25 protein-coding genes are annotated in these 25,351 nt (G+C 69.2%); 10 read left to right on the top strand and 15 right to left on the bottom strand.

Annotated elements, in window-relative coordinates:
* The first annotated feature begins 4 nt into the window (after positions 1 to 4).
* The gene (locus OV427_RS06410; protein WP_267855220.1) at positions 5 to 547 is read left to right on the top strand and encodes a GNAT family N-acetyltransferase; all 543 of its coding nucleotides are present in this window, start codon (positions 5 to 7) and stop codon (positions 545 to 547) included.
* On the opposite strand, the gene OV427_RS06415 is transcribed toward OV427_RS06410, so the two are convergent.
* On the bottom strand, positions 501 to 953 hold the full coding sequence (locus OV427_RS06415; RefSeq protein WP_267855221.1) for an inorganic diphosphatase: 453 nt from the start codon (positions 951 to 953) through the stop codon (positions 501 to 503). The two genes, OV427_RS06410 and OV427_RS06415, sit on opposite strands and share 47 nt — an antisense overlap.
* Positions 954 to 965: 12 nt before the next feature.
* Positions 966 to 1,988 (bottom strand): stage II sporulation protein M, encoded by a 1,023-nt coding sequence (locus OV427_RS06420; protein WP_267855222.1) that lies wholly within the window; start codon positions 1,986 to 1,988, stop codon positions 966 to 968.
* An 85-nt stretch (positions 1,989 to 2,073) separates the two neighbouring features.
* Between OV427_RS06420 and OV427_RS06425 the strand changes: the two genes are divergently transcribed.
* Entirely contained in the window at positions 2,074 to 3,627 is a 1,554-nt protein-coding gene (locus OV427_RS06425) for a tetratricopeptide repeat protein (RefSeq protein WP_267855223.1), read from the top strand.
* 69 nt (positions 3,628 to 3,696) lie between these two features.
* Here the strand turns inward: OV427_RS06425 and OV427_RS06430 are convergent, their stop codons facing one another.
* Positions 3,697 to 5,295 (bottom strand): bifunctional metallophosphatase/5'-nucleotidase, encoded by a 1,599-nt coding sequence (locus OV427_RS06430; protein ID WP_420718247.1) that lies wholly within the window; start codon positions 5,293 to 5,295, stop codon positions 3,697 to 3,699.
* 15 nt (positions 5,296 to 5,310) lie between these two features.
* On the opposite strand from OV427_RS06430, the gene OV427_RS06435 reads away from it, so the two are divergent.
* On the top strand, positions 5,311 to 7,125 hold the full coding sequence (locus OV427_RS06435) for a hypothetical protein (protein ID WP_267855225.1): 1,815 nt from the start codon (positions 5,311 to 5,313) through the stop codon (positions 7,123 to 7,125).
* Positions 7,126 to 7,150: 25 nt separating this feature from the next.
* Here OV427_RS06435 and OV427_RS06440 read toward each other — a convergent pair whose 3' ends face one another.
* On the bottom strand, positions 7,151 to 10,294 hold the full coding sequence (locus tag OV427_RS06440; protein ID WP_267855226.1) for a cyclic nucleotide-binding domain-containing protein: 3,144 nt from the start codon (positions 10,292 to 10,294) through the stop codon (positions 7,151 to 7,153).
* 184 nt (positions 10,295 to 10,478) lie between these two features.
* Between OV427_RS06440 and OV427_RS06445 the strand changes: the two genes are divergently transcribed.
* Positions 10,479 to 11,279: an RDD family protein gene (locus tag OV427_RS06445; protein ID WP_267855227.1), complete on the top strand. Its 801-nt coding sequence runs from the start codon at positions 10,479 to 10,481 to the stop codon at positions 11,277 to 11,279.
* A gap of 4 nt (positions 11,280 to 11,283) precedes the next feature.
* Here OV427_RS06445 and OV427_RS06450 read toward each other — a convergent pair whose 3' ends face one another.
* Entirely contained in the window at positions 11,284 to 11,802 is a 519-nt protein-coding gene (locus tag OV427_RS06450; RefSeq protein ID WP_163996740.1) for a hypothetical protein, read from the bottom strand.
* A 100-nt stretch (positions 11,803 to 11,902) separates the two neighbouring features.
* On the opposite strand from OV427_RS06450, the gene OV427_RS06455 reads away from it, so the two are divergent.
* Together OV427_RS06455 and OV427_RS06460 are read left to right on the top strand one after the other, a co-directional pair.
* Positions 11,903 to 12,964 carry a tetratricopeptide repeat protein gene (locus OV427_RS06455; protein WP_267855228.1) on the top strand — a complete coding sequence of 354 codons (1,062 nt, stop codon included), beginning with the start codon at positions 11,903 to 11,905 and terminating at the stop codon, positions 12,962 to 12,964.
* Between the two features lie 34 nt (positions 12,965 to 12,998).
* Positions 12,999 to 14,072 carry an FHA domain-containing protein gene (locus tag OV427_RS06460; RefSeq protein WP_267855229.1) on the top strand — a complete coding sequence of 358 codons (1,074 nt, stop codon included), beginning with the start codon at positions 12,999 to 13,001 and terminating at the stop codon, positions 14,070 to 14,072.
* A gap of 103 nt (positions 14,073 to 14,175) precedes the next feature.
* Here OV427_RS06460 and sctV read toward each other — a convergent pair whose 3' ends face one another.
* Positions 14,176 to 16,299, bottom strand: coding sequence for a type III secretion system export apparatus subunit SctV (sctV, locus tag OV427_RS06465; RefSeq protein ID WP_267855230.1), 2,124 nt, complete (start codon positions 16,297 to 16,299; stop codon positions 14,176 to 14,178).
* Positions 16,300 to 16,551: 252 nt separating this feature from the next.
* Here sctV and OV427_RS06470 point away from each other — a divergent pair, with 252 nt between their 5' ends.
* A complete protein-coding gene (locus OV427_RS06470) occupies positions 16,552 to 17,343 on the top strand; it encodes a carboxypeptidase-like regulatory domain-containing protein (protein WP_267855231.1) in 792 nt (263 codons plus the stop codon).
* Between the two features lie 40 nt (positions 17,344 to 17,383).
* Here the strand turns inward: OV427_RS06470 and OV427_RS06475 are convergent, their stop codons facing one another.
* Complete coding sequence (locus OV427_RS06475) at positions 17,384 to 17,854, bottom strand: tetratricopeptide repeat protein (protein WP_267855232.1); 471 nt, start codon at positions 17,852 to 17,854, stop codon at positions 17,384 to 17,386.
* A 259-nt stretch (positions 17,855 to 18,113) separates the two neighbouring features.
* On the opposite strand from OV427_RS06475, the gene OV427_RS06480 reads away from it, so the two are divergent.
* Complete coding sequence (locus OV427_RS06480) at positions 18,114 to 18,341, top strand: hypothetical protein (RefSeq protein ID WP_163996733.1); 228 nt, start codon at positions 18,114 to 18,116, stop codon at positions 18,339 to 18,341.
* Between the two features lie 303 nt (positions 18,342 to 18,644).
* On the top strand, positions 18,645 to 18,872 hold the full coding sequence (locus OV427_RS06485) for a hypothetical protein (protein WP_163996733.1): 228 nt from the start codon (positions 18,645 to 18,647) through the stop codon (positions 18,870 to 18,872).
* Positions 18,873 to 19,294: 422 nt separating this feature from the next.
* Here OV427_RS06485 and OV427_RS06490 read toward each other — a convergent pair whose 3' ends face one another.
* Together OV427_RS06490 and OV427_RS06495 are read right to left on the bottom strand one after the other, a co-directional pair.
* On the bottom strand, positions 19,295 to 19,801 hold the full coding sequence (locus tag OV427_RS06490; RefSeq protein ID WP_267855233.1) for a tetratricopeptide repeat protein: 507 nt from the start codon (positions 19,799 to 19,801) through the stop codon (positions 19,295 to 19,297).
* 59 nt (positions 19,802 to 19,860) lie between these two features.
* Positions 19,861 to 20,940: a DUF1521 domain-containing protein gene (locus tag OV427_RS06495; RefSeq protein WP_267855234.1), complete on the bottom strand. Its 1,080-nt coding sequence runs from the start codon at positions 20,938 to 20,940 to the stop codon at positions 19,861 to 19,863.
* A gap of 302 nt (positions 20,941 to 21,242) precedes the next feature.
* Here OV427_RS06495 and OV427_RS06500 point away from each other — a divergent pair, with 302 nt between their 5' ends.
* Positions 21,243 to 21,470: a hypothetical protein gene (locus OV427_RS06500; protein WP_163996733.1), complete on the top strand. Its 228-nt coding sequence runs from the start codon at positions 21,243 to 21,245 to the stop codon at positions 21,468 to 21,470.
* 285 nt (positions 21,471 to 21,755) lie between these two features.
* Here the strand turns inward: OV427_RS06500 and OV427_RS06505 are convergent, their stop codons facing one another.
* The 6 genes from OV427_RS06505 to sctU all read right to left on the bottom strand — a co-directional run bounded on the left by OV427_RS06505 (position 21,756) and on the right by sctU (position 25,330).
* Positions 21,756 to 22,133, bottom strand: coding sequence for a hypothetical protein (locus OV427_RS06505; RefSeq protein ID WP_267855235.1), 378 nt, complete (start codon positions 22,131 to 22,133; stop codon positions 21,756 to 21,758).
* Positions 22,134 to 22,224: 91 nt separating this feature from the next.
* Positions 22,225 to 22,806 carry a hypothetical protein gene (locus OV427_RS06510; RefSeq protein ID WP_267855236.1) on the bottom strand — a complete coding sequence of 194 codons (582 nt, stop codon included), beginning with the start codon at positions 22,804 to 22,806 and terminating at the stop codon, positions 22,225 to 22,227.
* Between the two features lie 96 nt (positions 22,807 to 22,902).
* Positions 22,903 to 23,379: a SycD/LcrH family type III secretion system chaperone gene (locus OV427_RS06515; RefSeq protein ID WP_267855237.1), complete on the bottom strand. Its 477-nt coding sequence runs from the start codon at positions 23,377 to 23,379 to the stop codon at positions 22,903 to 22,905.
* A gap of 4 nt (positions 23,380 to 23,383) precedes the next feature.
* Positions 23,384 to 23,863, bottom strand: coding sequence for a hypothetical protein (locus OV427_RS06520; RefSeq protein ID WP_267855238.1), 480 nt, complete (start codon positions 23,861 to 23,863; stop codon positions 23,384 to 23,386).
* A gap of 47 nt (positions 23,864 to 23,910) precedes the next feature.
* A complete protein-coding gene (locus OV427_RS06525) occupies positions 23,911 to 24,198 on the bottom strand; it encodes an EscU/YscU/HrcU family type III secretion system export apparatus switch protein (protein ID WP_267855239.1) in 288 nt (95 codons plus the stop codon).
* Positions 24,199 to 24,241: 43 nt separating this feature from the next.
* Entirely contained in the window at positions 24,242 to 25,330 is a 1,089-nt protein-coding gene (gene sctU, locus OV427_RS06530) for a type III secretion system export apparatus subunit SctU (RefSeq protein WP_267855240.1), read from the bottom strand.
* Between the last annotated feature and the right edge of the window lie 21 nt (positions 25,331 to 25,351).

The raw sequence follows: 25,351 nt of genomic DNA on the forward strand, positions 1-25,351 counted from the left end.
CGCCATGGCCCCGCTCTTCCAGGCCGCCGACCTCACCGCCGAACACGTGACCGACGTCGACGTGGACGTGTTCCAGCCGCTGCTGGAGCGCTGCGAGGACTTCTACCAGCGCTGCTACGGAAGGCCCGCGCGGCCCGATGAAGCGAAGCAGATGCCGGAGGAGCGCCCGCCGGGACTGGGCCCGGAGCGCGGGCACTTCGTGGCACTGCGGGACGCGGGCGGCGCGCTGATGGGCATCCTCGAGTCCGTGAGCGACTTTCCCTCTCCGGGGGAATGGTACCTGGGGCTGATGCTGCTGGCGCCGGAGGTGCGCGGGCACAGGCGCGGCGAGGCCGTCATCCGCGCGTACGAGGACTGGCTGCGAGGCCAGGGAGTCCGACTGCTGCGGCTCGGTGTGGCCGAGCCCAACCCCGCGGCCCTGCGCTTCTGGACGCGCGTGGGCTTCCGCGAGGAGAAGTGGGTGGGTCCGCTGGAGCAGGGCCTGCTCACCTACCGGGTGCTCAGGATGTCGAAGACTCTGCTGGAGTCAGCGGAAGCCACCCCGTGAAGCGCGTGTCCGGCACGTTGCCGCGCACCCGGTGCAGCCCGCGCTTGAAGAAGGCGTAGATGCGGAAGAAGTACTCCAGCCCGGTGCGCTCGAAGGAGCTCAAGGGGCGGGCGCTGCACACCACCTTCGGGTCTCCCTTCCCCTCGTCGATGAAGCCGAGCACCGCCACCACGGGCACGCGCACCCGCTGCCCGCGAGGAAGGCGGGCGCCCATCACCACCGCGTCGAGCGGGTCCCCGTCGTCGGACATCAGGCCGGGGATGCTGCCGTAGTTGTACGGACACGGCAGCGGCGCCACGAAGTCCACCGTCCCGTCCGCGCGCCGCTTCACGAAGGAGAAGCGCGGGCACTCGATGAGGACCTCCGGCTCGGGCGGCAACGGAGGCAGGGCGAGGCGGTCAGTCACGCGGGCGGTGTATCACGGCGTCGCGGCGGGCTCGCGGGTGCCATCCTCCGCGCCCGCCTTCCCGCCACGCAGCCAGTCCGACAGGAGGTACGCATACACGCCCGCGCCCACGGTGAGCGCGAAGGACACCTTGAACGCCACCGACAGCTTCGGCGGGTGGATTTGGGAAATCGTCCCCTCGATGAAGCCCGCGAGCACGAACAGCGCGAGCGTGCCGAACAGCAACTTCACCGCCGTCACCGCCTCCTGACGCAGGGCCTGTCCTCTTCGCAGGCCGCGCGGCGCCACCAGCCCGCGCGCAATCACCAATCCCGCCGCGCCCGCGATGCAGATGGCCGTTATCTCCGGGATGCCATGCGGAAGAATCCACGCCCAGAACCAGCCCGCCATGCCCTTCGCCGCGTACACCTGCGCCAGCGCGCCCAGGAACAGGCCGTTGGTGAAGAGCATCACCGCCGTGCCCAGCCCCATGGTGATTCCCAGCGCGAAGGCCAGGAAGGCCACCTGGATGTTGTGCGTGAAGAGGAAGGTGGTGAACTGGGCCTGCTGCCCCGCCGTCATCCCCTCCCCCGCCGCCTCGTCCGCGGCGCGCTTCACCGGGTCCAGGTTCAGGTGTTCGGCGGGCACCAGGTAGTGCGCGGCATCCGGGTCCACCAGCATCCCCAGGTAGCCGAAACCCGTGCCCGCCAGGAGCAGCAGCACGGAGGCGACGTACATGCGCCACTCCCGACGCATCAGCGCGGGGAAGCCCCGGGCCACGAAGCCCCACACGTCCGCGAAGCGCGGGCGGCGCCCCGGGTACGTGAGCGCGTACGCCCGCCCCACCAGGTCGTTGAGATAGGCGCTCACGTCCGCCGAGCCGCTGCGCGCGCGCACCCAGAGCAAGTCACTGGAGACGGCCCGGTACAGCTTGCCCAGGGAGCGGGCCTCATCCAGGCTCAGCCCGCGAAGGCCGTGGGACTCGGACCTGTCCAGCAGCGCCTCGAGCTTCTCCCAGCGCGGCCGGCGCGATTCGATGAACTCCGCCATCTCCATGGCTGGACACTCTAGCCCAGGCGCCGGGGGCCCTCCCTGCCCTCGCGGCGCGGGTTGTGGGAAAACTCGGGTCATGACGTGTCGGATGTCGGTCTCTGTCCTGGGCCTGGTGCTGACCCTGCTCTCGGGATGCACCACCTTGCGTGCCGTGTGCCCCGCCGAGGGCGGGCGCCCCTGGGTCGAGGTGCGCAGCCCCCACTTCAGCGTCCGCACCCACCTGGACGCGGAGACCGCGCAGGAGGCCACACGGGAGCTGGAACTGCTCCGGCAGGGCCTGCTCCAGGCCTGGGCCGGCACCTTCGACCCGCCGGGCACGGTGGAGGTCATCGTCCTCGCCAACCACACCACGCTGGAGGAGTTCACCAACGTCCGCATCGAGGGCTTCTCCGCCACCACCTCGGACGGCCCGGTGCTGGTGCTGGCCGGCAACGCGTACGCCCTCAGCGAGGCCCCCGCCGACGTGGGCACCCAGGCCCACGAGCTGACGCACTACCTCTCCGAGTTCGCCCTGGTGCGCCAGCCGCGCTGGCTGTCCGAGGGGCTCGCCGCCTACCTGGAGTCCATCATCCTGCGGCCCGACAGGCACGAGGTCATCCTCGGCGGCCTGCACTCGGGCTTCCTCGCCCACGTGCAGCGCAGCGGCTGGCGCACGCTGGACGAGCTGTGGGAGTGGGACGGCAAGGGCCTGCTCGGCACCGCCGAGTCGCGCAACTACTACGCGTCCTCCTGGCTGTGGGTGCACTTCTTCATCAGCCGGCACCCCGAGCGCTTCGACGAGTTCCAGACGCGCCTCATGAGCGGCGAGGAGCCCCGCCAGGCCTGGGAGGAATCCTTCCGTGGCGCGAAGGACCTCGCCGGGGAGCTGCACGCCTATGTCCACGGCGGCCGCCACGTCACCTACCCCACCATCACCGCCCCGCTGCCGCCGGTGAAGAGCCCCCTCCAGATGCGAGCGCTGGAGCCCGCGGAGGTGCACGCCATCCGCGCCCAGCTCTTCCTCATGACGCCCGGGGCCGCGCCTCCGGAGGAGCGCCTCCACCACGCGGAGCAGGAGATGGCGCAGGCCCTGAAGGAGGACCCGGGCAACGTCGCCGCCATCCTGCTCCGCATCCGCTCCACGGTGGACCCGTCCCGCCGGCTGGGGCTCGCGCAGCAACTGGTGGAGCGGCACCCGGACAGCGGGCAGGCCTGGGACGCGCTGGCTCAGGCGCTGGACGCCGCGGGCAACACCTCCGAGGAGCAGGAGGCCGCTCGGCTGCGCGCCGTGGAGCTGCTGCCCGACAGCGTGAGCGCGCAGAACGGGCTGGCCGGCTTCTACGCGCGCACGTCGCAGCCGGAGAAGGGCCTGACGGCGGCCCGGCGCGCCGTGGCGCTGGCGCCCGGCAACCCGGCGGTGCTCGACACCTGGTCGACGATTCTCTTCCAGCTCGGCCGCTGCCCGGAGGCGCTGTCCGCGCAGCAACTCGCGGCGGACACGCTCCACGAGAGCACCCCGGAGCGGCTGCGGCGCACGGTGCATGACACCCTCGCCCGCTACGAGGCCGTGTGCGGCGCGGCGGCCGGCGTCCCGACCGCCGCTCCGGGCGACCCGACGGCGGCGCCCGGCATCCCGACGGCCCCCGGTCCCTCCGGGCTCTGAAACGGCGAAGCGCCGGGGGACTCCAGGGAGTCCCTCCGGCGCCTCGGTGAAGCGAAGGAAGCGGGTGGCCTACTTGACCAGCTTCTCCAGCGGCTTCTTCTCGCTGGACTCCTTGCCCTTCGTCCAGTCCACCACGGGCGTCTGCCAGGCCATGCCCGTCTCGGTGGGCTCGGGGGCCAGCTTCTCGAACTCGAAGCCGTCACCGCCGAAGTAGAGGTACTCGATGGTGGCCACCGAGTACTCCTTCTTCGGATCCAGTGCCTTGCCCTTGGCGTCCTTGAACTTGCCCTTCCCGGCGGGGGTGAAGCCGGCGATGAGCGCGTTGGGGTTGGCGAGCTGCTTCGCCAGGTCCTCGCCCTTGAGCTTCACCACCAGCAGGGTGTTCTCGAAGGGCATCACCGTGTAGATGCTGCCGCGCGTAATCGCGCCGGCCGGCAGGTCGCCGCGGATGCCGCCCTTGTTGAGGATGGCGCCGTCCGTGGTGAGCACCTCGCGCACCGCGCCCGCCACCCACTTCGCCATCTGCGGCGAGTTCTGGGGGATGCCCGCCTTGGTGAAGCCGATCTGCTGGCCCAGCACCTCGTCGAGCTGCGCCTTCCACTTGGTGATGAGCTGCGCCGTCTCGATGTCCGGGGTGCCGCCCGCCACGTCGACGAGCTTCGTGTCCACATCCGTCACCTTCTCGCCCGCCGGCTTCGACGGGTCGAACTTCAGGTGCGCGCGCAGGTACTTGTTGAAGCCGCGGTCCAGCGACACGAAGGTGGTACCACCCTCCTTGGTGTCCACCGGCTGCGGGCAGCGGCCACCGGCCACCAGCGCCAGCTTCCAGTCGGCGTGCTTGGCGACGACGGGCTGCAGCTCGCTGACGCAGGTGTCGGCGACCACCACCACCACGTCCGCGCCGGCCTTGCGGGCCTCGGGGACGGCGCTGTTGAGCGCGTCCTCGTAGCCCGTGACTTCGAGGCCCTCCGCGCGGCCGGCCATGGCCGTGCGCACCGTCTTCTCCGAGGCCAGGCCCACCACGCCAATCTTGAGGCCGCGGCGCTCGAACACCTGGAACGCGGGCAGGGACAAGTCACCGGCGAGCGCGGGGTCCTTCACCTTGAGGTTGGCGGCGAGGAACGGGAAGCCGCCGGCGGCGCGGTTCTTGAGGAAGGCCTCCTTGCCGAAGGCCAGCTCGTGGTTGCCCATGGCGGAGGCCGCGTAGCCCATGCGGCCCATGACCTCGGCGGTGGGCGTGCCCAGGAAGAAGGAGGAGATGGCCGGGCCGTTCCAGTGGTCACCGGTGGCGAGCGCCAGCGTGCCGGAGTCGGCGCAGGGGGCCTGGCCCTCCTTCACGGGGCCGGGACAGTGCTTCTCCTCGGCCACCCAGCGGCCGAGCATCTCCGCCGCGCCGCCCTTGCCGTCGACGGGCTGCAATTGGCCGAAGGCGCCGCCCGTAACCAGCAGCGTGACTTCATGAGGAACTGCAGGAGCCGCGGGGGCCTTGGCCGCCGCGGGCGGTTCCGCCGGGGCAGGCGGAGGCGTGGGGTTGCTCTTCTCGCAGCCGGCGAGGACGCCAAGCGCGAGGACCAGCACGCCGGAGAGCCGCGGCTGGCGGAGAAAACTCGGACGGAAGGCAGGAGGGGTCGGTCTCACAACCGGCGCCTTTAGCACAACTCGGCTCATGCTACGGTGGAACGCGTGTCGGACGGCAAGGGTCAACAGGGCCCGTCATCACCGGAAGACCCGGGGCGTAACCCCGAGGACCCGGAAATCAACGGCCAGGGCGAGGCGCTGAGCCAGAAGCTCTGGGAAGAGGTGCGAGGGGGTGTGGAGCACTTCCACCTCCAGGGGCGCCCGCGTCCCAAGGGCCCGCTGCGGCAGTTCTTCTACGGGATGAGCCTGCCGTTCCACCTGGCCCGGGCGCTGCTGAAGGACCCGGTGGCGCGGCGGACGTACCTGCGCGTGGGGCTGCTCCAGACGGTGGCGGCGCTGGCGCTGGCGCTGACCTGCATGGGCTCCGGCAAGGAGGCCGCGAAGAGCGCGAGCCGGCAGGAGACCCGCGAGGAGGCCGAGGCCCAGACGGAGGCAGGCCGGAAGGTGGCCGCGGAGATCGCGGATCGGTACCTGCAGGAGGCCGACGCCAAGGTCGCAAGGCGCATCCTCGAAGGCAGCAAGGCGTCGCGGCAGCGGAACAGGGATGGGGCTTCCCGCCGGGAGGACGCGGAGGAGTCCGCTTCCCAACGAAACGACGCGCGGGCCGCGGCCGCTCACCCGGACGCCGAGGACGACGCGGGTTCACCCGCCTCTTCGAACCGGAACGCAGCGGCAGCCCCTCCCAGCGGTGCGGACGCGACCGAAAAGGATTCCCAGGACGCGGAGGACAGCCCTGCCCGGCAGGCTGCTGCCTCGGACGCGCCCGATGCGGGAGGCCAGCGGCCCCGCACCCGCGAGGAGCGGCGGGCCGCGGCGGAGAAGCGACTCGAGCAGCGGGCCCGGGAGCTCGAAGCGGCGGCACAGGGACGCGATGCGGGCACGTCCATCGTCGAGGCCATCGCCGCACTGGCCTTCGAGGCGGCACGCACGGCGCAGACCGAGGAGGACGAAGCCACCTCCTCCGGTGACAGCGACGAGGACGGCGACGAGGAAGTCGCCGACACCCGCCAGGCCGGGCTCGAAACCGGGGACGGCGGCACGGCCGTGGCCACCCAGGGAAGCCCGCCTGCCAAGGGCGAAGGGAGCTCTCGGGGCCGCTTCCGCGTGAAGGTGGGCGGCGAGGACTCCTGGTGGACGGTGAAGGGCTTCTCGCCGTGGGACCTGGCCTTCTGGGCGGCGCTGTTCGCGACGCTGCACCTGGCCCAGTGGGTGGTCATCGCGCTGTCGCGGGACTACCACGACGTCATCGCCCGCGACGCCAGCCTCCTCACCGGCGTGAAGCCGGAGGACGAGAAGATTGAGCCGCGCGTGCGCCTCGACATGCAGTGGCTCCGCAAGAAGGTGAGACGGCGCTGGCGGGCGGCGCTGCTGTTCGCGGTGGGCGTGCCGGCCCTGTGGGTGCTCACGGTGCCCTTCCTGTGCTTCAGCACCACCGTCTTCACCCTGCTCAACACGGCCTGGGGCGCGTGGTGGCTGGTGGTGTTCACCGCCGCCAAGAGCGAGCACGCCTGGGTGCCCCCCGCGGAGGCCCGGACGCCCTGGTTCCTGCGCGCCTGGACCTGGCTCACCACGCGGGTGCCCGGAATGCGCTGGGGCATGCTCCAGCGCTACGGCGCGTTCTGGACGCGGAGGACGCAGGAAGTGCTCGCCCCGGTGTCGACGGTGGAGCGCCACCCGTGGGCCTTCGCGGGGCTGGCGCTGGTGCGCTTCGTCGGCTCCATCCCGCCGCTGAAGTTCTTCTGCCGGCCGCTCATCCCCGTCGCCTCCGCGCACCTGCTCGCGGAAGAAGCCGCCGCGCGCGCCGCGGCCATTCCTCCCGCGCCCAGGCCCCAGATTCCAGCGGGCGAGACGGGCGCCTGACAGCTGACAGGGACGGGGACGCCCGTCACTTCTCGTCGCGAGCGCGCTCCTCCTCGCCGGAGGACATGATGACCTCGTTGGCGCTGGAGGGCTCGGGGGCCGGGCCGGTGGGCAGCGGCGGCACCTCCAGGGGCTGCGGGCCGGTCAGCTCCAGGCGCTGGCCCGCCTCGCGCGAGTCGGGCAGGCCCATGAGCTTCTGGAGCTGCAGGCCCACCGCCCGGAAGAAGCCGGTGAGCAATTCCGGACGGTCCGCGATCAGGTCGAGGAAGTCGCGCCGGTCGATGATGAGCACGCGCGTGTCCACAGCGGCCACCATGTCCGTGGGGCGGGGCGCGCCGTCCAGGAGGCTGATTTCGCCGAAGGCCTGCTTGCCCTGGAAGCGCAGCACGTGCTCGCCGTCGTGGAAGGCATCCACGCCGCCCTCGACGATGACGTAGAGCGCGTCACCCGGGTCGCCCTGCGCGTAGATGCGCTCACCGGCCTTGTAGGAAGCCTCGCGGGCCACGGCCGCGATGGCCGCCAGGTCATCCACGTCACTCTGGGAGAAGACGCTCACGCCCTCCAGCGCGAACATCCGTTGGACAGTGCGGTCGCTCAAGTCACCCTCCTGCGGGAGCACGTTCAGCCCGTTCACCCGCGCTACATGGCGGGCGCACGCGCGCAGCACCACGTCCTCGCTCTGCACCAGCGCGGCCAGCCGGCGCCACAGGCGGCCCGGTGCCCCCGGGGGCAGCTCGCGGTGGTGGGCCTCCACCTGCTCCGTCACCAGCTCCCGGTCCTCTTCGGCGACCAGGTTCTCCAAGAGCTCCAGCGCCAGCGCCCGGCGCCGCGCGTCCTGTCCCACCAGGTTGTAGTGGATGCCGCGCATCACCTGCGACGGGTGCAACAGCCCCAGCAGGAAGAAGGACAGCTCCAGCGCCTGGTCCAGCCGGTCTCCCACCGCGCGGGTGAGCAGCGAGCCGTCCCCCAGCGCCGCGCGCACATCGCGGAAGGCGCCCACCAGCGCGCGGTACACGTCCCGCCGCCGGCCCAGGGCCTCGCGCACGCGCTCCACGTCCACCGGGTGCTCGGGGTGCTCGTCGCGCAGGCGCGTCAACTGCGCGCCGATGCGGAAGTGCAGCGACGCGTCGTCCTTCACGTTGGAGAACAGCAGCGCGTCCAGCGCCGCGGGCGTGCCGATGCCGCGCAGCACGCGGGGCAGTTGCAGCCGCATGGCCAGGGGCGAGCCCTTGTTGTTGAGCTGCTCCTCCACCAGCGGCGTCACCGCGTCGCCGAGCGCCACCAGCGCCTCGCGCGCCGTCTTGCGCTCCTCGCGCCAGGTGAGGAAGGGCAACAGGCGCGGGGCCATTTCCACGTAGCCGCCCTCGCCCACCGCGGCCAGCGCCACGCGCCGCACCGTGGGGTCCGTGTCCTCCAGGTAGCGCGCCAGCGCCCCGGCGAAGCGCGTGTCCTGGAGCCGGCCCAGCAGACGCGCCACCTCGCGCCGCTCGGGCTCCTGCGCGGCGTCCCCCCGGGCCAGCAATTCCTGGAGCGAGGACAGCGCCACCGAGTTCCCCGTCGACTTGAGCAGCGCGCCAATGGCCGCGCAGCGCAGCCCGATGTCCGGGTGGTTGAGCAGCGCGGGCAACAGCCGCTCCGCGCGCTCCGGCGACAGCCGCGCCAGCGCCCACACGGCCTGGTCCCTGGGACGCCGGGGCCCTTCTTCCACCAGCCGCTCCAGGATGGGCGCCAGCTCGTGCGCCTCCAGCTCCAGCGCCAGGGACACGCCGCGCTCCAGCACGCGCTCGTTCGGGTGGCGCAGGAGCGCGGCCAGGTGCGGCCGCAGCGGCACCTCCGCCTGCTCCATCATGGCCACCGCGCGCAGCACCCGCTCCGGAGAGGGCGCCGCCAGCGCCTCGGCCAGGAGCCGCTGCTCCTCCTCCCCCTCCAGCTCCACATCCTCCTCTTCCGGCGCGCCCACCTGCTCGCCCAGCGCCGCCACGTACGCGGGCTTGAGCCGCACCAGCAGCACGGCCAGCGCGACGCACATGCCCACCACCGCCACCGCCATGGTGTCGCCCGTGGCGCCGCGTCCCGCGCCGATGAGCAGCAGGCCCGCCAGCACCACACCGCCCTTGCGCAGCAGCCCCTCCACCATCGCGCGCAACCCCTCGCGCTGGTCGTCCGGCACCGCCGCGTACAGCAACTGGATGCCCACCGGGAGGATGGAGTAGCTCACCGCCGTCTCCACCAGCCGCAGCAGGTGCACCGGCCACATCACCGGCGTGACGAGCGCCGCGCCCGCCAGGGGCGCCAGCACCAGCGGCACCAGCGCCACGTAGCGCAGCAGGCCCAGCCGCTTCAGCAGCCGCTGCGCCACGAGCAGCTGGAAGGCCACGCAGAACAGGCCAATCCACAGCTGCAGCGAGCCGAAGAGCGCCGCGAGGGCGTCCTCGCTCATCGTGCCCTCCAGCCGCAGCCGGAAGAAGTAGTCCACGAAGGAGGACAGCACCGCGAAGGCGATGCCCAGCGCCGCCAGCACCTGCGCGTAGGGGCTCTCCGCCAGGTAGCTCCACCCCATCCACGACGCGGCGGCGGGACGGCTGCGCGGCGGAGGCGCGGGAGCGCCCTTGTAGAGGTGATGGAAGATCGCGCCCGCGGACAGCAGGCTCAGCGCGCCGCTCACCACCATGGCCGGAGTGCCCAGCCGGACGGCGAAGCCCTGCACCAGCAGTCCGCCAGCGATGCCGCCGCCCATGGCGAAGCCGTTGAGGAAGGTGAAGGCCCGCCGCGCCTCGCGCGCGTCGAAGGCCGACGCCATCCGCCCCCAGAAGCGGAAGGACACGAACGTGGAGAAGGTGTCCGCGAAGAGGTACAGCGCCAGCGCGGGCATCCGCTGCCCCGCCGACAACGCGCCCGCCAGCCCCAGCGCCACCACGCCGCCCAGCCCCGTCAGCACACCGGGCGACTCCAGCGGCGAGCCCTGCCGGCCGCGAGGCAGCACCGTCAGCGCCGCCGTCATCAGCGCGCCCAGCAGGTACAGGTACGGCAGCGCCTGCGACTCGAAGCGCGACAGCACGAGCGCGTTCGCCGTCGTCTTCAGCTGCGTCACCCCGGCGATGAGCGCGAACTGGAAGGCAGCCGCCGGCCAGAGTCGGCGGTTCCAGGATGAGGAGTCGGAGGCGGCCACGGTGAAAGAGCGCCGCAGATTAACCCAGCCTCAGGACAACCACGAATAACCCTACGAGCCCCCGAGTCCCCGCCTGCCCGGCGGCCGACGCCGCCCACGCTCCGTCACACCCCTGCCCCATTTCCGCCACCGCCGGTGGAATCCACGGGCGCCCGCCCGCCTCCCGTGGGGCTAGACTGGCGGCGTGACGACCGCCTCCGACACGCTGCTGGACGGCACCCACACGGTGCTCACCCCCGAGTACGTGGAGTTCCGCTTCACGCTCGCGGGCCTCTACTCGCGCTTCCTGGCGTGGCTGGTGGATGGGCTCATCGTCGCCGCGCTCACCCTGGTCATCATGATGGCGCTCAGCGTGGTGATGATGGCCTTCCCAGGCTTCGGCAGCGCGCTGCTGGCCGTGGTCTTCTTCCTCGTGGAGTGGGGCTACTCCATCTTCCTGGAGACGGTGTGGAGCGGGCGCACGGTGGGAAAGCGGGTGCTCTCCCTGCGCGTCATCCAGGAGAGCGGCGTGCGCATCGGCTTCTACCATGCGGCGCTGCGCAACCTGGCGCGGCCGGTGGACCGGCTCCCCCTCCTCTACCTGGTGGGTGGGGTGACGGCGCTCGTCTCCGGCTCCCACCAGCGGCTGGGGGATTTGCTGGCCGGCACGATTGTCGTGCGGGAGCGCCGCCTCAAGGTGCCGTCCGCCCTGGGTACCAGCGGCGAGGAGGGCCTGCTGGCGGATCCGCTCTTCGTGTCTCGGGTGAAGCGGCTGTCCACCGAGGAGCGGGAACTGGTGCTGTCCGCCGCCCTGCGACGCGAGGAACTGCGACTGGAGGCGCGGCTGCGGCTGTTCTCCGCGCTGGGCGCCCGGCTGCAGGACGCGCTGGCCATGGAGAAGCCGGCCCACCTCTCCGACGAGAAGTGGACCCTGCTGGTGGCCGCCGCCCTGCTGCCGTCCACGGGCGCCAAGGCCGTGGGGCCCCGCGCCCGGGCCCTGGCGTGAGGGGCTAGAAGTACGCCGCCGCGCCGGCCGACAGCGTCAGCGACGTCTGCGTCTTCTCGTTGAGCGCGATGTAGAAGTTGTACTGGCCGCGCAGGCCCAGGCTCACCGAGTCCGACACGAAGAAGTCGATGCCCACGTTGGGACCGATGCCCACGAAGTTGCTGACGCTCTCCTTGAAGATGATGAGGTAGCTCACGTCCGTGCCGAGGTACGGGCGGATGGACTCCTCGGAGAACAGGTAGCGCAGGCCCAGCGAGGGGGCGAGCCCCACCACCCGCTTCTCGTTCGGGTCCGTGGTGTCCTTGGGGAAGGCAATCTTCGACAGGGACACCACCTCGAAGCCGTTCTCGATGTAGAGGCTGGCGTCGATGCCCAGGAAGAGCGCGTCATCCAGGCCTTTGGTCTTGTTGAAGTCCATGTACCCCAGCGAGAGGCCCAGGCTGCGGTTGGCGAACTGGGCGTGCGCGGGGGCGGCCCCGAGGAGGGCCAGGGCGAATCCGAGGGAACAGAGCAGGGTACGCATGGGCCGCCAGTCTAACGGCGCAACCTCCGGAAAACAGCCCGGATTCGGCCCCTCCGGGGCGTTGATTCGGGAGCGGCCGCTCTCCTACACTCGGCCCGCCATGCGTCTGAGCCGACTCCTTACCGCGCTGTCCCTGGTCTCCACCCTCCCCCTCGTCGCCTGCGTCAGCACCCCGGCGCCCCACGAGCGCGCCCTCATCAACAACGAGCTGTGCGTGCAGGAGATCAGCAAGGGCGACCTGGTCCGCGCGGACGTCTACTGCGACCTCGGCCTGGAGTTCTCCCCCCAGTACGCCGACCTGTGGGCCAACAAGGGCATCATCGCCATGGCCAACGGCAAGAAGGACGAGGCCAAGAAGCACTTCATCAAGGCCCTGCGCTTCAACCAGGAGCACCTCCAGGCCTACCAGAACCTCGGCATCATCTACCTGGAGGAAGGCGCGTACGGGAAGGCGCACGACAACTTCCGCCGCGCACTGAAGGTGAACCCGGACAACCTCGAGACGCGCTACAACCTCGCCATCACCCTGATGAAGATGAAGAAGATGGAGGATGCGAAGAAGGAGCTGCGCACGTTGCTCGCGGTGAACCCCGGCCTGTCGGACGCGCACCACACCCTGGGTGTCATCGCCTACGCGGAGAACGAGTTCGACGAGGCGGTGGACCACCTCTCCCAGTCGGTGCAGCTCACCCCGGACGCCCCCCAGAAGTGGCATGACCTGGGCACCGCGTTGATGGAGGTGAGCCGCTTCCCCGAGGCGCGCGAGGCCTTCGCCAACTGCGCCCAGCTGGACCCGCAGAACAGCAGCTGCATCAACAACCTCTCGCTGGCCCAGCGCAAGACGGCCCTCACCGACGCGGCCTTCAAGGAGCTGAAGGACACCCAGCAGGCGGAGAACTCCGCCCCCGCCCTCTACATGCTCGCCCGCCAGTACCGCGAGAAGGGCCTGCTCGCCGAGGAGGAGTCCACGTACCGCAAGTGCGTGAAGCTCGACGCGAAGTTCGCCCCCTGCCACTTCGGCCTCTTCCAGCTCTTCTCCGACGCGCACAAGCAGGAACATGCCCAGGTGGCGTGCAAGAACTTCCTGAAGTATGGGACGTCCGAGGAATTCCCTACCGAGTACCAGACGTGCGAGAAGTTCATCAGCGACGCCACCTTCTGAAGCCCTGCTTCCTCCTGTACGTGCCCCCCCCGCGATGAGCGTCCGTCTCACCGTCACGCAGCGCAGCGAGGCCGGCGCTGCCCCGAGCAACGAGATCGTCCTCGACGACGCGGTCATCACCCTGGGTCGCGACAAGACCTGTCAGGTGGTGCTCGCCCAGCAGGCCGTGTCGCGCAACCACGCCCGCATCTGCCAGGAAGGCACCCTCTTCTTCCTGGAGGACCTGGGCAGTGCCTACGGCACCCAGGTCAACGGCAAGCCGCTGCCCAAGGGCGAGAAGCGGCTCCTGCGCAACGGCGACGTCATCGCCATTGCCCAATACGACGTGCGCTTCGAGCGGATGACGGAGCTGAACGCGGACGTCACCTCGGAGAAGACGTCCTTCATCGCCCGCGGCATGGTGAAGGACGCCATGCGCGGGCTCGCCTCCGGCGAGGAGCGCTACCTGCGCTTCATGAACGGCCCGCGCGAGGGCCAGCGCATCGAGATTGGCGACGCGCAGGAGGTCGTCTTCGGCCGTGACGAGAAGGAGGTGGACGTCGTCCTCAAGGACGACCTCGTCTCCCGCAAGCACGCCAAGATTCGCCGCGACTGGTCCGGCACCCACGTCGAGGACCTGGGCAGCCGCAACGGCATCAAGGTCAACAAGAAGCGGGTGAACCGCAAGGCGCTCAAGGACAGCGACGAGCTGGAGGTCGGCGCCACCCGCTTCCTCTACGTGGACCCCTCCGAGCCGGCCGAGGAGCCCGTCCAGCTCTCCACGGACGTCAAGGCCTCGCCGCCGCCCTCGCCGCAGCGCCCGGGCCCCTCCCGCCAGATGAAGGCCGTGGAGGAGCCGGCCGAGGAGCCCGCGCCGCCGGCCGAGGAGCCCGCCGCCCCGCCCGAGGAGCCCGCCGGCTCACCAGAGGCCGCGTCCTCCGAGGAACCCGCGCCACCGGCCGAGGAGCCCGCCTCCCCCTCCGCGGAGATGCCCGTCCCGGACGAGGAGCCCGCCGCTGGCGCCATGTCCTCCCTCAAGGACAAGCAGAAGTTCGTCCCGCTCGTGGTGATGGGCGTGGTGGGGCTGCTCTTCCTGGTGATGATGATTGCCGTGCTCGCCGGCGCCTGAGCGGCGTTCCAGCCGCGGCGCCAGGGCCCGCACGCAGCCCATTTCCTGATGCGACGCCAGCAAGGCGGGCCCCACAGGTGGGAGCCCGCCCCGCGGCCAAGCGCTACCGCGTGGAGATGCGGGCCACGGGCTGGATGTTCAGCTCGGGCGACAGCTCCTGGTAGCTGAGGACGGAGAACGAGGGGTTGAACTCGTACTCCAGCAGCTTCCGCACGTAGCGGCGGATGTCCATGGCGGTGAGGATGACGGGGCGCTGGGCGCTGGGCGGCAGGTGGCCGCACTCGGAGCGCACGGCCTGGACGATTTCCTGCGCCAGCTCCGGCTCCAGCGCGAGGTGCGCGCCCGCCGAGGTCCGCTTCACGGAGCCGCGGATGGCCTCTTCGATGTTCGGATCCAACAGGTACACCACGAGGGTGCCGGTGCCGCGCGCGTACTTGTGCGAGATGTAGCGGCGCTGGGCGGCGCGCACGTGCTCGGTGAGCATGACGTTGTCCGCCTCCACCTGCCCGTACTCGGCCAGGGCCTGGAGGATGCCGCGCAAGTCGCGGATGGAAATCTCCTCCTCCACGAGGCGCTGCAGGATGTCCGTCAGCTTCAGCACGTTGACGACCTTCGGCACCACCTCCTTGACGATGGCGGGGAAGGCCTTCTCGAGCTGCTCCAGCATCGTCTGCGTCTCCTGCACGCCGACGAACTCACGGGCGTTGCGCCGCAGCACGGCGGCCGTGTGCAGGATGATGTAGCCGGGCACGTCCCAGGTGGTGAGGCCCGCGGCCTCCAGCGTCTCACGGTGCTGCTCGGGCACCCACGCGGCCGGCTGGCGGGTGGCGGGGTTGATGGCCTCGAAGCCCTGGATGTTCATCAGCTTGAGGCGGTCCACCGTGTCGTTGACGAGGATGTGCCCCAGCGTGGCCTGGCCGGTGACGACGGGCACCTCGTTGATTTGAATCTGGTACGCGCCCGGCGGCAGGGAGCCATTGCCTCGGGCACGCACGCCCGGGAAGCGCACGCCCAGCTCCACGAAGAGGCCGTCGCGCATGAAGGGGATGAGCTCGAAGAGGAACTTCCCGTTGTCCTGGCGCGAGTCCACGTAGGGCACCAGCGCGTCGGAAACCTCCAGGACGATCGGCGTGACGACGGGGATGAAGAGCTCGGAGTCCGGGTTCATCGGCTCCTTGGGCGCGGGCTCGCTCGCCATGGGCGTGCCGTTGTCCGTCTCCAGGGCCGGGCCCGCCTCCTCCACCACCTCCGCCATCTTCGCCTTCTTGAGCATCGACCAGGCGCCGAAGCCGGCACCGGCGCCCAGGAGGAAGAAGGGAATCTTCGGCAGGCCGGGGACGAGGCCGAGCACGATGAGCATGCCCGCCGCGATGGCGATGGCCTTCGGGTAGGCGGTGAGCTGGGTGCCCATGTCCATGCCGAGGTGGGCCCCCTCCTCCTCGCCGCCCACGCGCGTCACGATGATGCCGGCGCAGGTGGAGATGAGGATGGCGGGAATCATGCTCACCAGGCCGTCACCGATGGTGAGCAGCGTGTACTTCTGCGCCGCGTCGCCCGCGGACATCCCCTTCTGCGTCACGCCGATGATGAGGCCGCCGACGATGTTGACGACGGTGATGATGATGCTGGCGATGGCGTCGCCCTTCACGAACTTCATGGCGCCGTCCATGGCGCCGAAGAGCTGGCTCTCGCGCTCGAGGTCGCGGCGCTTCTTCTTGCCCTGGTCCTGGTCGATGGAGCCCGCGCGCAGGTCCGCGTCGATGGACATCTGCTTGCCCGGCATCGCGTCCAGGGTGAAGCGCGCGGCCACTTCCGCGACGCGCTCCGAGCCCTTGGAGATGACGATGAAGTTCACGATGACGAGGATGATGAAGAGGATGGCGCCGACGACGAAGTTGCCCTGCACCACGAAGTTGCCGAACGCGATGACGACCTCACCCGGGTCACCCGTCAGCAGGATGAGTCGCGTGGTGGAGATGGTCAGCGACAGCCGGAACATCGTGGTGATGAGCAGCAGTGTCGGGAACACCGTGAGGTGCAGCGCCGCTGGCACGTAGAGCGACACCAGCAGCAACACTACCGAGATGCTGATGTTCAGCGTCAGCAGCACGTCCAGCAGCAGCGTGGGCAGCGGGACGATCATCATCCCGACGATGCACACGACCACCAACGCCAGGACGATGTCGGAGTACTTCGAGAGGAAGCTGTTCGGATTGGAGGCGGCCATCAGCGGACAGGCATCCTAGGCCAACCTGGGCCTGTTCTGTCAGGGGGGGCCCCTCCGCCCTGGAACTTTCCCGTGCCACGGCGCCCTCCCGCCCTCTCACAGACGGAAGCAAGCAGCCAGCCGACCCTCACGGGCGATACTGCTTGCGCGGCGTCAGGCCTCGCGGATTCATGCCCCCTTGACGTGCCCTGTCACATTCATGCCGGGCCGGGACAGGGTGTCTGAAACGCGAGGAGAAACACGATGCGACTGATGAAGCGTTCCGTGAGCTGGAGCCTCTCGCTGCTGCTGATGCTGGGCTCGACCATCGCCTGCTCCGCATGCTCGAGCGACGGGGACGGCAAGGACGACGGGGGCGGGAACACCCAGGTGGAGACCAACGTGCTCAAGGGCAAGGTCCTGGACACTTCGGGTAAGCCGCTCGCGGGGGCGCAGGTGGTCGCCGACAACCAGGTCCTCCAGAACTCCACCGTGTCGGGCACGTCGGGCTCGGATGGAACGTACCGTCTGGAGCTGGGCAAGGCGGCCGTCACCTGGAATGCCAGCGCCCAGATTCAGAAGCAGTACAACGGCAAGACGTACAAGTTCGACCTGCACCCCTCCAACCCCGCCTCCTTCGCCACGAACGAGGGGGCCGTGCGCGACTTCACCTGGAAGCTCACCGGTGACAGGCCCCAGGGCGGCACGTATGGCGGCAAGGTGCTCTTCAACCTGACGGTGTACGTGGACCCGGAGGACCCGAACACGCCGCTGGAGCGGGAGAACGTCGAGCTGACGCTGACCCCGTCGGGCCCGCTGGTGGATGGCAGCACCGGGGCGCCGCTGACGGCCCGGGGCACCAGCTCGGGGGACGGCTTCGGCCTGCAGGACGTGGCGCTGGGGCGCTACACGGTGACGGCGCGGTATGCGCCGGCGGGGAAGACGGCCCGGGCCATGATCGTCCGGCTGAACGGCGGCGACGCGTACTCCAGCTCGCTGACGGCGGACTTCCAGACCATCGCCAGCACGGTGCAGCGCATCGACCTGGAGATGAAGTTCCCCTGAGCGCGGCGCTGTAGCAGCACACCGGGCCGGGGCCGCGTGACTACGCGGGGCTGTCGCTCCCCGGTCCGGAGTGCTGGGCGTCCTCCACGCTCTCCAGCGCCGCCGCGGCGAGCATCCGAGCCCGGGCGCTCAGGGGGTCCTGCCCCTGCGGATCCAGGCTGACGGCGTGGTTGAAGTCGCGGGCGGCCTCCATCACCTTGCCCAGTCGCAGGTACACCTCGCCCCGGTTGACGAACGGGGTGAGGTCCGTCGGGTCCAGCTCGATGGCGCGGTTGAAGTAGGACTCGGCCACGTCCAGATCCTCGAGGGCCAGGTGGCAGGCCCCGAGCGCGGTCTGGAAGTAGGGCTCCGTGGGGTCCCTGGCGGACAGGGCCTCGAAGATGGCCAGCGACTCGCTGAAGCGGCCGTCCTGGAAGAGGTTGAAGCCTTCGGTGGCCTGCTCGAGCATCTCCGGGCCGGAGAGGGGCTTCGCCTCGTTCTTGGACACCGTTGCCTTTGATTCGGTCGTCATCTGCACACATCCCTCATGAGGGCGGGAGGACGGCCCCAAGTACCGGCAAGGGCAGTCGGTACCGGGCGCCGGGAGCTTAGACTGTTATCGGGCCATCCAACAACGCGGTGCACTCGGGAGAATCACGAGCGCTCCCCGGCCGGGCGGAAAAAATGGATCAGAAAATCCCGAGGAAACTTCCGACCCCCTCCGCCCCATAATCCTTTTGTAAGCAGCGCCGCCGCAAACCACCCGCTTCCAACTCTCTCTGGAGAACGCCATGACCACCGCCACCACCGCCGCCGCGTCCCTCACGAAGGCCCTCGGGAACAGCCAGGGCCTGAGCGCTCTGGAGGAGAAGTCCCTCTCCGGTCTGACCGGTCCGGACCGTGACCGCGCCGAGGCCCAGCTGATGCTCCAGAAGCAGCAGGAGGCCACCGCGTTCGCCTCCAACATCATCAAGAAGCTCAACGAGATCGCGATGTCCGTCATCGGCAACATCAAGTAATCAGGTTGCCTGACGTCGCTGTCTTGGAGCCGGCTTCCCTCTCGGGATGCCGGCTCTTCGCTTTTGCGGGCCTGGGCTCTCCGGCAGTGCGTGTAGCTCCCGCTACAGCGGTGTTGCCTCCGGGAGGCCTGCCCGCCCTCCTCCAGCTGGCGCGGACTCGGGCAGGGCCCAGGGGCGTCAACGGCAGGGCGAAAAAATGGATCAGAAATTCCCGAGGAAACTTCCGACCCCCTCCGCCCCATAATCCTTTTGTAAGCAGCGCCGCCACAAACCACCCGCTTCCAACTCTCTCTGGAGAACGCCATGACCACCGCCACCACCGCCGCCGCGTCCCTCACCAAGGCCCTCGGGAACAGCCAGGGTCTGAGCGCTCTGGAGGAGAAGTCCCTCTCCGGTCTGACCGGTCCGGACCGTGACCGCGCCGAGGCCCAGCTGATGCTCCAGAAGCAGCAGGAGGCCACCGCGTTCGCCTCCAACATCATCAAGAAGCTCAACGAGATCGCGATGTCCGTCATCGGCAACATCAAGTAATCAGGTTGCCTGACGTCGCTGTCTTGGAGCCGGCTTCCCTCTCGGGATGCCGGCTCTTCGCTTTTGCGGGCCTGGCCTTCCCCTCGGCCCTGGCGTCGTCGTCTCCTCCGGCCGGTCGCCGGGCCTCGTGCATCACCGGGGACGGCCGCTGCGACTGGGAACGAGCTGCCGGCGCGCCCTCCCTGGCTCCGCCCCGGAGCACCGAGGCCCGCCGCCCGACTCGCCCCGGAGCACTGAGGCCCGCCGCCCGACTCCGCCCCGGAGCCCGCCGCCCGACTCGCCCCGGAGCACCGAGGCCCGCCGCCCGACTCCGCCCGGAGCCCGCCGGCGCCGCCCCCAGCTCGAGCGCCCAAAAAGCCAAGGCCCGGCGCAGCGCGAATTTCGCGCCGCCCGGGCCTGGAGGGGACACCCGTGGGTGCCCGCTACTTGGACTTCTTCGCCTGCTCCGCCTGCTGCTTCAGCGCGAGCAGCGTCCCGTGGGCGCGCTGCGTCGCACGCCGCGTGAGCGACGGGTCCTTCTGGATGGCGGCACTGAGGTCGGCGAGCGCCTCGGGCACCTGACCGCGGCGCAGGTGGATTTCGCCCCGTCCGGCGAGCGCGTCCACATGGCCATTGTTGAACTGGAGGGCCAGGTTGAACTCGTCGAACGCCTCATCGAACCGCTCGAGCGTCATGTACGTCGCCGCGAGCTGGGCATGGAAGACGGCGTCCGTGGGCGACGCCGCCACCAGTCCCTGGAAGATGGTCAACGCCTGCTGCGTGCTTCCCGCTTGCAGGAGCTGATGCGCGGTGTTCGCCCAGCGGTACATGTCCTCCTTGGAGATACCGAGGAACTGACCGAGGGTGACCTCACCCCGGATGACCGCCTCGGCGAGGGGCTCCGGGACGAGGGCCTTGTTGCTATCTCCAGCAGGGGGCGTGTCGCTCACGACGACCTCGAGAAGGGCCAGGCACTCCCGCACCTGGCCCGGTGGGATGGTTCCAGCGCTTAGAACATCTGGGTGCCGCGGAAGCGCACCATATCATTGAGCTTGGAGACCTGCTCCAGGGCGCGGAACATGTCGCCCATCGCCTTGAAGGACTGGGTCATCCCGCTGCGGTGCTGACCCCGGTCGTACTTGCCGAAGAAGTCGTCCGTCTTGCGGAACGGGTTGAAGCCGTTCGCCTTGGTGTTCTTCAGCTGGTCGAACAGCTTGCTGATGGCGTTGAAGGTGTCGCTCAGCTTGGACAGGTCCGCCCACGCCGGCTGCTTCTTCGTCGTGGTGGGGGTGGTGTGGTTCTGGGTGGCGGTGTTCTGGCCCGGCTTGAAGGTGAACGGGTCCTTCGCCGTCTTGATGACGTCGCCGCCCTGCTCGGAGCCGATGATCTCCTTGCCGTCGAAGGTCCAGTCGTCCGTCTCGTTGCCCATGCGGAACACGTCCGCCTTGGGGTTGGAGTGGAAGCGGACCACCTCGTCCAGGCCGTCATTCGTCGGCTTGCCGACCTTGCCCTTGCCCTTGTCGATGTCCGTCACGCGCACGTGGCTGTCGCCGGAGACGATGTCCAGCTGGCCCGTCACCGTCATGCCGTTGCCGTAGGGCTTGGTGGTGACGTTGATGCGGGTGCCGTCGCCGAGGACGAACGCCGAGTCACGCTTGAAGTCGAACGTGCCGCCGTCGCCCTCAGCAACGTGCGGGTCGCCCCAGACGCGGGTGTTCTTGCCGTCCGGACCGGTCACCTTCCACTCGAACTGGCCCAGCTGCTCGATCTGGTAGCCGCCCGGGGTGGTGATCTTCCCGTTGTCGTCCACCTTGAGGGAGTTCTGCTCGCGAACCGAGTCCAGGGGGTTCGGCTTCTCGGAGGGGAAGCACCCGCCCGGGCCCGCCGCGATGCCCTGGGAGTCGGCGGCCTTGGACATCTGATCCACGAACTTGGTGGCCAGGTTGACGGCCTTCTCCACCAGGTTCAGCGTCGACTCGATGAGCTTCGCGTTCTGGGCGAGCGCCGTCTTGTTGACGCTGCCAAAGGACATCATCTGCGCGGGGTTCAGCTGACGGTTGCCAACATTGCCACCGATGGTGTTCGACATGACTTGGTACCCCCAGAATGGATTGGAAATAAATGGGTGAGCTGTGCGGCTACACATTTATTTTCGAAGTTCGCGTCCCAGAGTTTCGCCTATCAGGCGACCTTTCCAAAGAAGGCCGATCCAGCCCGCATCCTTAGAAGGCTGGAAGAGAAGCGAATAAGGAGGAAGGGACGCCCCCCTTGCCAGAGGGGGAAAAAGAATCAGAAAATCCCGAGGAAACTTCCGACCCCCTCCGCCCCATAATCCTTTTGTAAGCAGCGCCGCCGCAAACCACCCGCTTCCCACTCTCTCTGGAGAACGCCATGACCACCGCCACCACCGCCGCCGCGTCCCTCACGAAGGCCCTCGGGAACAGCCAGGGCCTGAGCGCTCTGGAGGAGAAGTCCCTCTCCGGTCTGACCGGTCCGGACCGTGACCGCGCCGAGGCCCAGCTGATGCTCCAGAAGCAGCAGGAGGCCACCGCGTTCGCCTCCAACATCATCAAGAAGCTCAACGAGATCGCGATGTCCGTCATCGGCAACATCAAGTAATCAGGTTGCCTGACGTCGCTGTCTTGGAGCCGGCCTCCCTCTCGGGATGCCGGCTCTTCGCTTTTGCGGGCCTGGCTTCCCCAATGTCCCCGCGGACTTACGGGCGCCAGGGCCCTACGGGCTCCAGCGGGCTCCACGAGCCTTCAGCGGGCCCTCAGCCGGGCCTTCCGGCCCTCCATGCCGCGGAGCGCCAAAAAGACCACCGCCCGGATCAACCCTCTTGCGAGGGGACCCGGGCGGCGGGGGAAAGCGAACCGATGGGGTGGATGCCCGAAGGCGTCCGACTCAGCCCCACATGTCCCTGAGCAGCTCCTTGCGGCGGCTCATCAGCTTGTTGAAGAAGTTGTCGTCCCGCATCTTGTTGAAGACGGCGTTCGTCTCGTGCTTGGACGTGGTCTCCTCCGCCTTCTTCTTGATCTCCTCGGTGGAGGCATTCGGGTTCTCCCGAACGAAGGCCTCCATGTCCGTCTTGACCTTCTCCTTGACGGAGTCGATGCGGCCGTCGCCCAGGTACTTCAGGCTGCCCTTGACCTCGGAGTCGGTCATCCGGCCCACGGCGGAGTCCAGCACGCTCTGCCAGGCGTTGGTCTGCTCGGCGGTGGTGGTCTTCTGGGTGTTGCCGCCAGCGGCCGGGCGCGGCGTGTTCGCAATGGTGTTGCCCATGGGGGAAGCTCCTTGGGAAATCAGTCTCAGAGGAGTTATCGGCGGAGGGGCGCGGAAGTTGCGTTCCCGCGCCCCGTCTTCCGATCCGGGGCTAACCCTTGAGCTTGCCCAGGCTGGGGTTCTTCATCCAGGCCTTGAAGGACTCCAGCTCCTTCTGCTCGGCCTTGACGTCCGGCGGCCCGGCGGGAGCCGGGGGCGCCTCGCCGGTGAGCGACGCGTGCTTCTTGCCGCCCGACTCGAATGCATCCTTCGCGCCAGCCGCCGCGGGAGCCTTGCCAGCCGGGGCCTTCCCGGCGGGAGCGGCCGCCGCGGTCGCCGCGGGAGCCGTGTCGGCCGCGAAGCCGCGGGCGTTCAGGTACGCCTGCATCCACTCGACGGACTCCACCAGCACCGTCGGCATGTTGGCGAGCGCCGGGTTCTTCTCCGCCTCACCCAGGTGACGGGAGAACGCGTCCTTCACGTCCTGGTAGAGCTGGAAGCTCAGCGACGCGCCCGGCTTGGTGTTGGTGATCAGCGCCGCCATCTTCCGCATCACCTGCTGGAGCGTGCCGGTCGCCGTCTTCGCCTGCTTCTCCAGCTCGGGGATGATGCGCTCGCGCTTGGCGACCAGCTCGGCCGGAGCCTCCGGCGGCATCTCTGCGGGAACGCGCGGATCAGGGTTGGGATTCGACATGTCAACAACCTCCATGACGACGAAAGTGGAACTGCGGGCAGCCTAGCAGACTCCCCGTTTTTCGTTTCATTCCGGAAGTGACGGGTGACGTATCCGTCACCTGCGTCCGAGCGCCGTGAGCATGGCCCCGGCCTTGCGCACGACGGGGTCATCCTCGGGCGTCATGGCCGCGGCCCGGCGCAGATCCTCCACCGCCTGCGGCTTCTGGCCGAGCGCGAGCTTCACCTCGGCGCGGCCGACGTAGACGGAGGGGTCCTGCGGAGACAGCTTGGCGGCCACGTCGAAGGCGGCGAGCGCGCCCTGCCCGTTTCCGGCGGCCATCTCCACCACGCCCAGCGCCTTGGCGAAGTACCCGTCCGTGGGGTTCACCGCGTACAGCCCCTGGAAGAGGGTGCGCGCCTCGCTGATGCGGCCCTGGTAGAAGAAGAAGTAGGCCGTCTTCGCAATCGCGTACAGCTCGTCATCCGAGTAGCCGCGCACGTCCTTCAGCGTGGCCTTGCCTTCCGCCCAGCGCTGCAACGTGGTCGCGAGCTTCGCCTCGTCCTGAGGGTCTTCCGGGTCCAACACGGCCATGGCGCTAGATGCCCTCGTCCTTCTGCGCCGCCCACATCTGGCGGATGATTTCCTTCGTCTCCTCGTTGACCTGATCAACCAGCGTCAACATGGCGGACTCGCGCGAGAGCAGCGCCTTGAGGCGCTCCAGCCGCTCCGGAGGAGCATTCACCTTGGACAGGCCGCGCTCGAGCATGCGGCGCTGATCCTCGTCCCCGCGGCCGGCGACGCTGGCCAGGTGGGGCCTGTCGCTGAAGCCCTCGAGGTCCGCGTCGTGCCCGCCGGGGTGCGGGGGCAGCGGCAGGCGCAGCTCTTCCGACGAGTGCGCCGGACCGATGAAGTCCAGCAGCGCCGACGAGGCGAGCGCCGGGTTCTTGGGGTTGCCCGTCTTGCGGAGCTTCTTGCGGTCGACCTGGGACGGGTCGACGAGCCGCTCACGGACGCTTCGGGGTCCCCCCCAGGGCCATACGGGAGTCTTGGGGGGCTGATTGTTGATTCTGGCCATCGTGATACCGAACCTCACTCCATGTAGGTGGGGGCCGTCCAGCCCCCCTAGCGCTTACTGTTGGCGGCTGCCTGCTCGCGCTGCAGCTCGTAGATGAAGTTGAGGACCTCGGCGACCGCGTCGTACAGCTCCTCTGGAACCTCCTGCCCCACCTCGACGCGGTACAGCGCGTTGGCCAGGTTGACGTTCCGCATGAAGGGGATGCCGTGCTCCTTCGCAATCGCGCGGATCTTCTCCGCCTTGAGCCGCATGCCCTTGGCCACCACGCGCGGCGCGCCGTCCTTCTCCTTGTCGTACTTCAGCGCGATGGCGATTTCCGCCTCGTCGTCACTCATGGGCCGCTCCGCTGTCCACGCATGATAGCCGCTCCCCGCCCCGTCAGGCGCGGGCCCCCGGAGTCGCCGGCGCCGCCGAGCCCTGCTTCAGCCCGTAGACGAAGTTGAGGACCTCGGCGACCGCGTCGAAGAGCTCCTCGGGAATCTCGTTGCCCACCTCCACGCGCAGCAGGGCATGGGCCAGGGGCACGTTGCGCAGGGTGGGCACGTCCGTCTCGCGGGCAATGGCCTTGATGCGCTCGGCCTTGTGGTCGATGCCACGGGCCAGCACGCGGGGCGCGCCGTCCTTCTCGCGGTCGTACTTCAGCGCCACGGCCACGTGGTCCGGGTTGGTGACGATGACGTCCGCCTCGCGCACGGCCTCCATCTGCGCACCCTCCATGATTTCGTGGTGGAGTTCCTTGCGCTTGGCCTTGTGGTGGGGGTCGCCCTCGCTCTCCTTGTACTCCTTCTTGACGTCCTCCTTCGTCATCATCATGTCCTTCATGAAGGACTTGCGCTGCCACCACACGTCGAAGATGGCGAAGAGGACGAAGAGGAGCGCGACGCGGGCGGCCACGCGCGTCACCAGCTCCCCCATGATGATCATGATGCCGCGCGTGTCCTGGCGCACCGTCTCCACGACCAGGGGCATCGCGTCGCGCACCACGCCGTAGACGACGTAGGCGGTGACGGAGATCTTGATGAGGTTCTTCAAGAGGTCGACGAGCGCCTTCTTGGAGAACATGTTCTTGAAGCCGGAGAGCGGGTTGAGCTTGTCCAGCTTGGGCATCAGCGGGTCCATCGTGAAGAGCGACCCGACCTGGACGTACTCCAGGAGGCCGCCCATCAGCGCGCCGCCGGCCAGCACCGGCAGCGACACCAGCAACATGGTCTTCAGGGCGATGTAGAGCGCCTGTCCGGTGACGACGTCCAGGTGCTCCGGGTGCGCCACGTGGTCGAAGGTGAACTGGAACAGCGTGGAGATTTCGTGCTCCAGCGAGTCCCAGGTGCCCTTCACGGCGCCCATGCCCACCAGCAGCACGCCCATGCCGCTCAGGTCCTTGCTCTTCCAGACCTGGCCCTTCTTGCGAGAGTCATCCAGTTTCTTCTGGGATGGCTCTTCTGTTTTTTCTCCGCTCTCGTCCGACATGGCATGCGTCCGGGGGAAAGG

Source organism: Pyxidicoccus sp. MSG2 (assembly GCF_026626705.1).
Classification (GTDB): domain Bacteria; phylum Myxococcota; class Myxococcia; order Myxococcales; family Myxococcaceae; genus Myxococcus.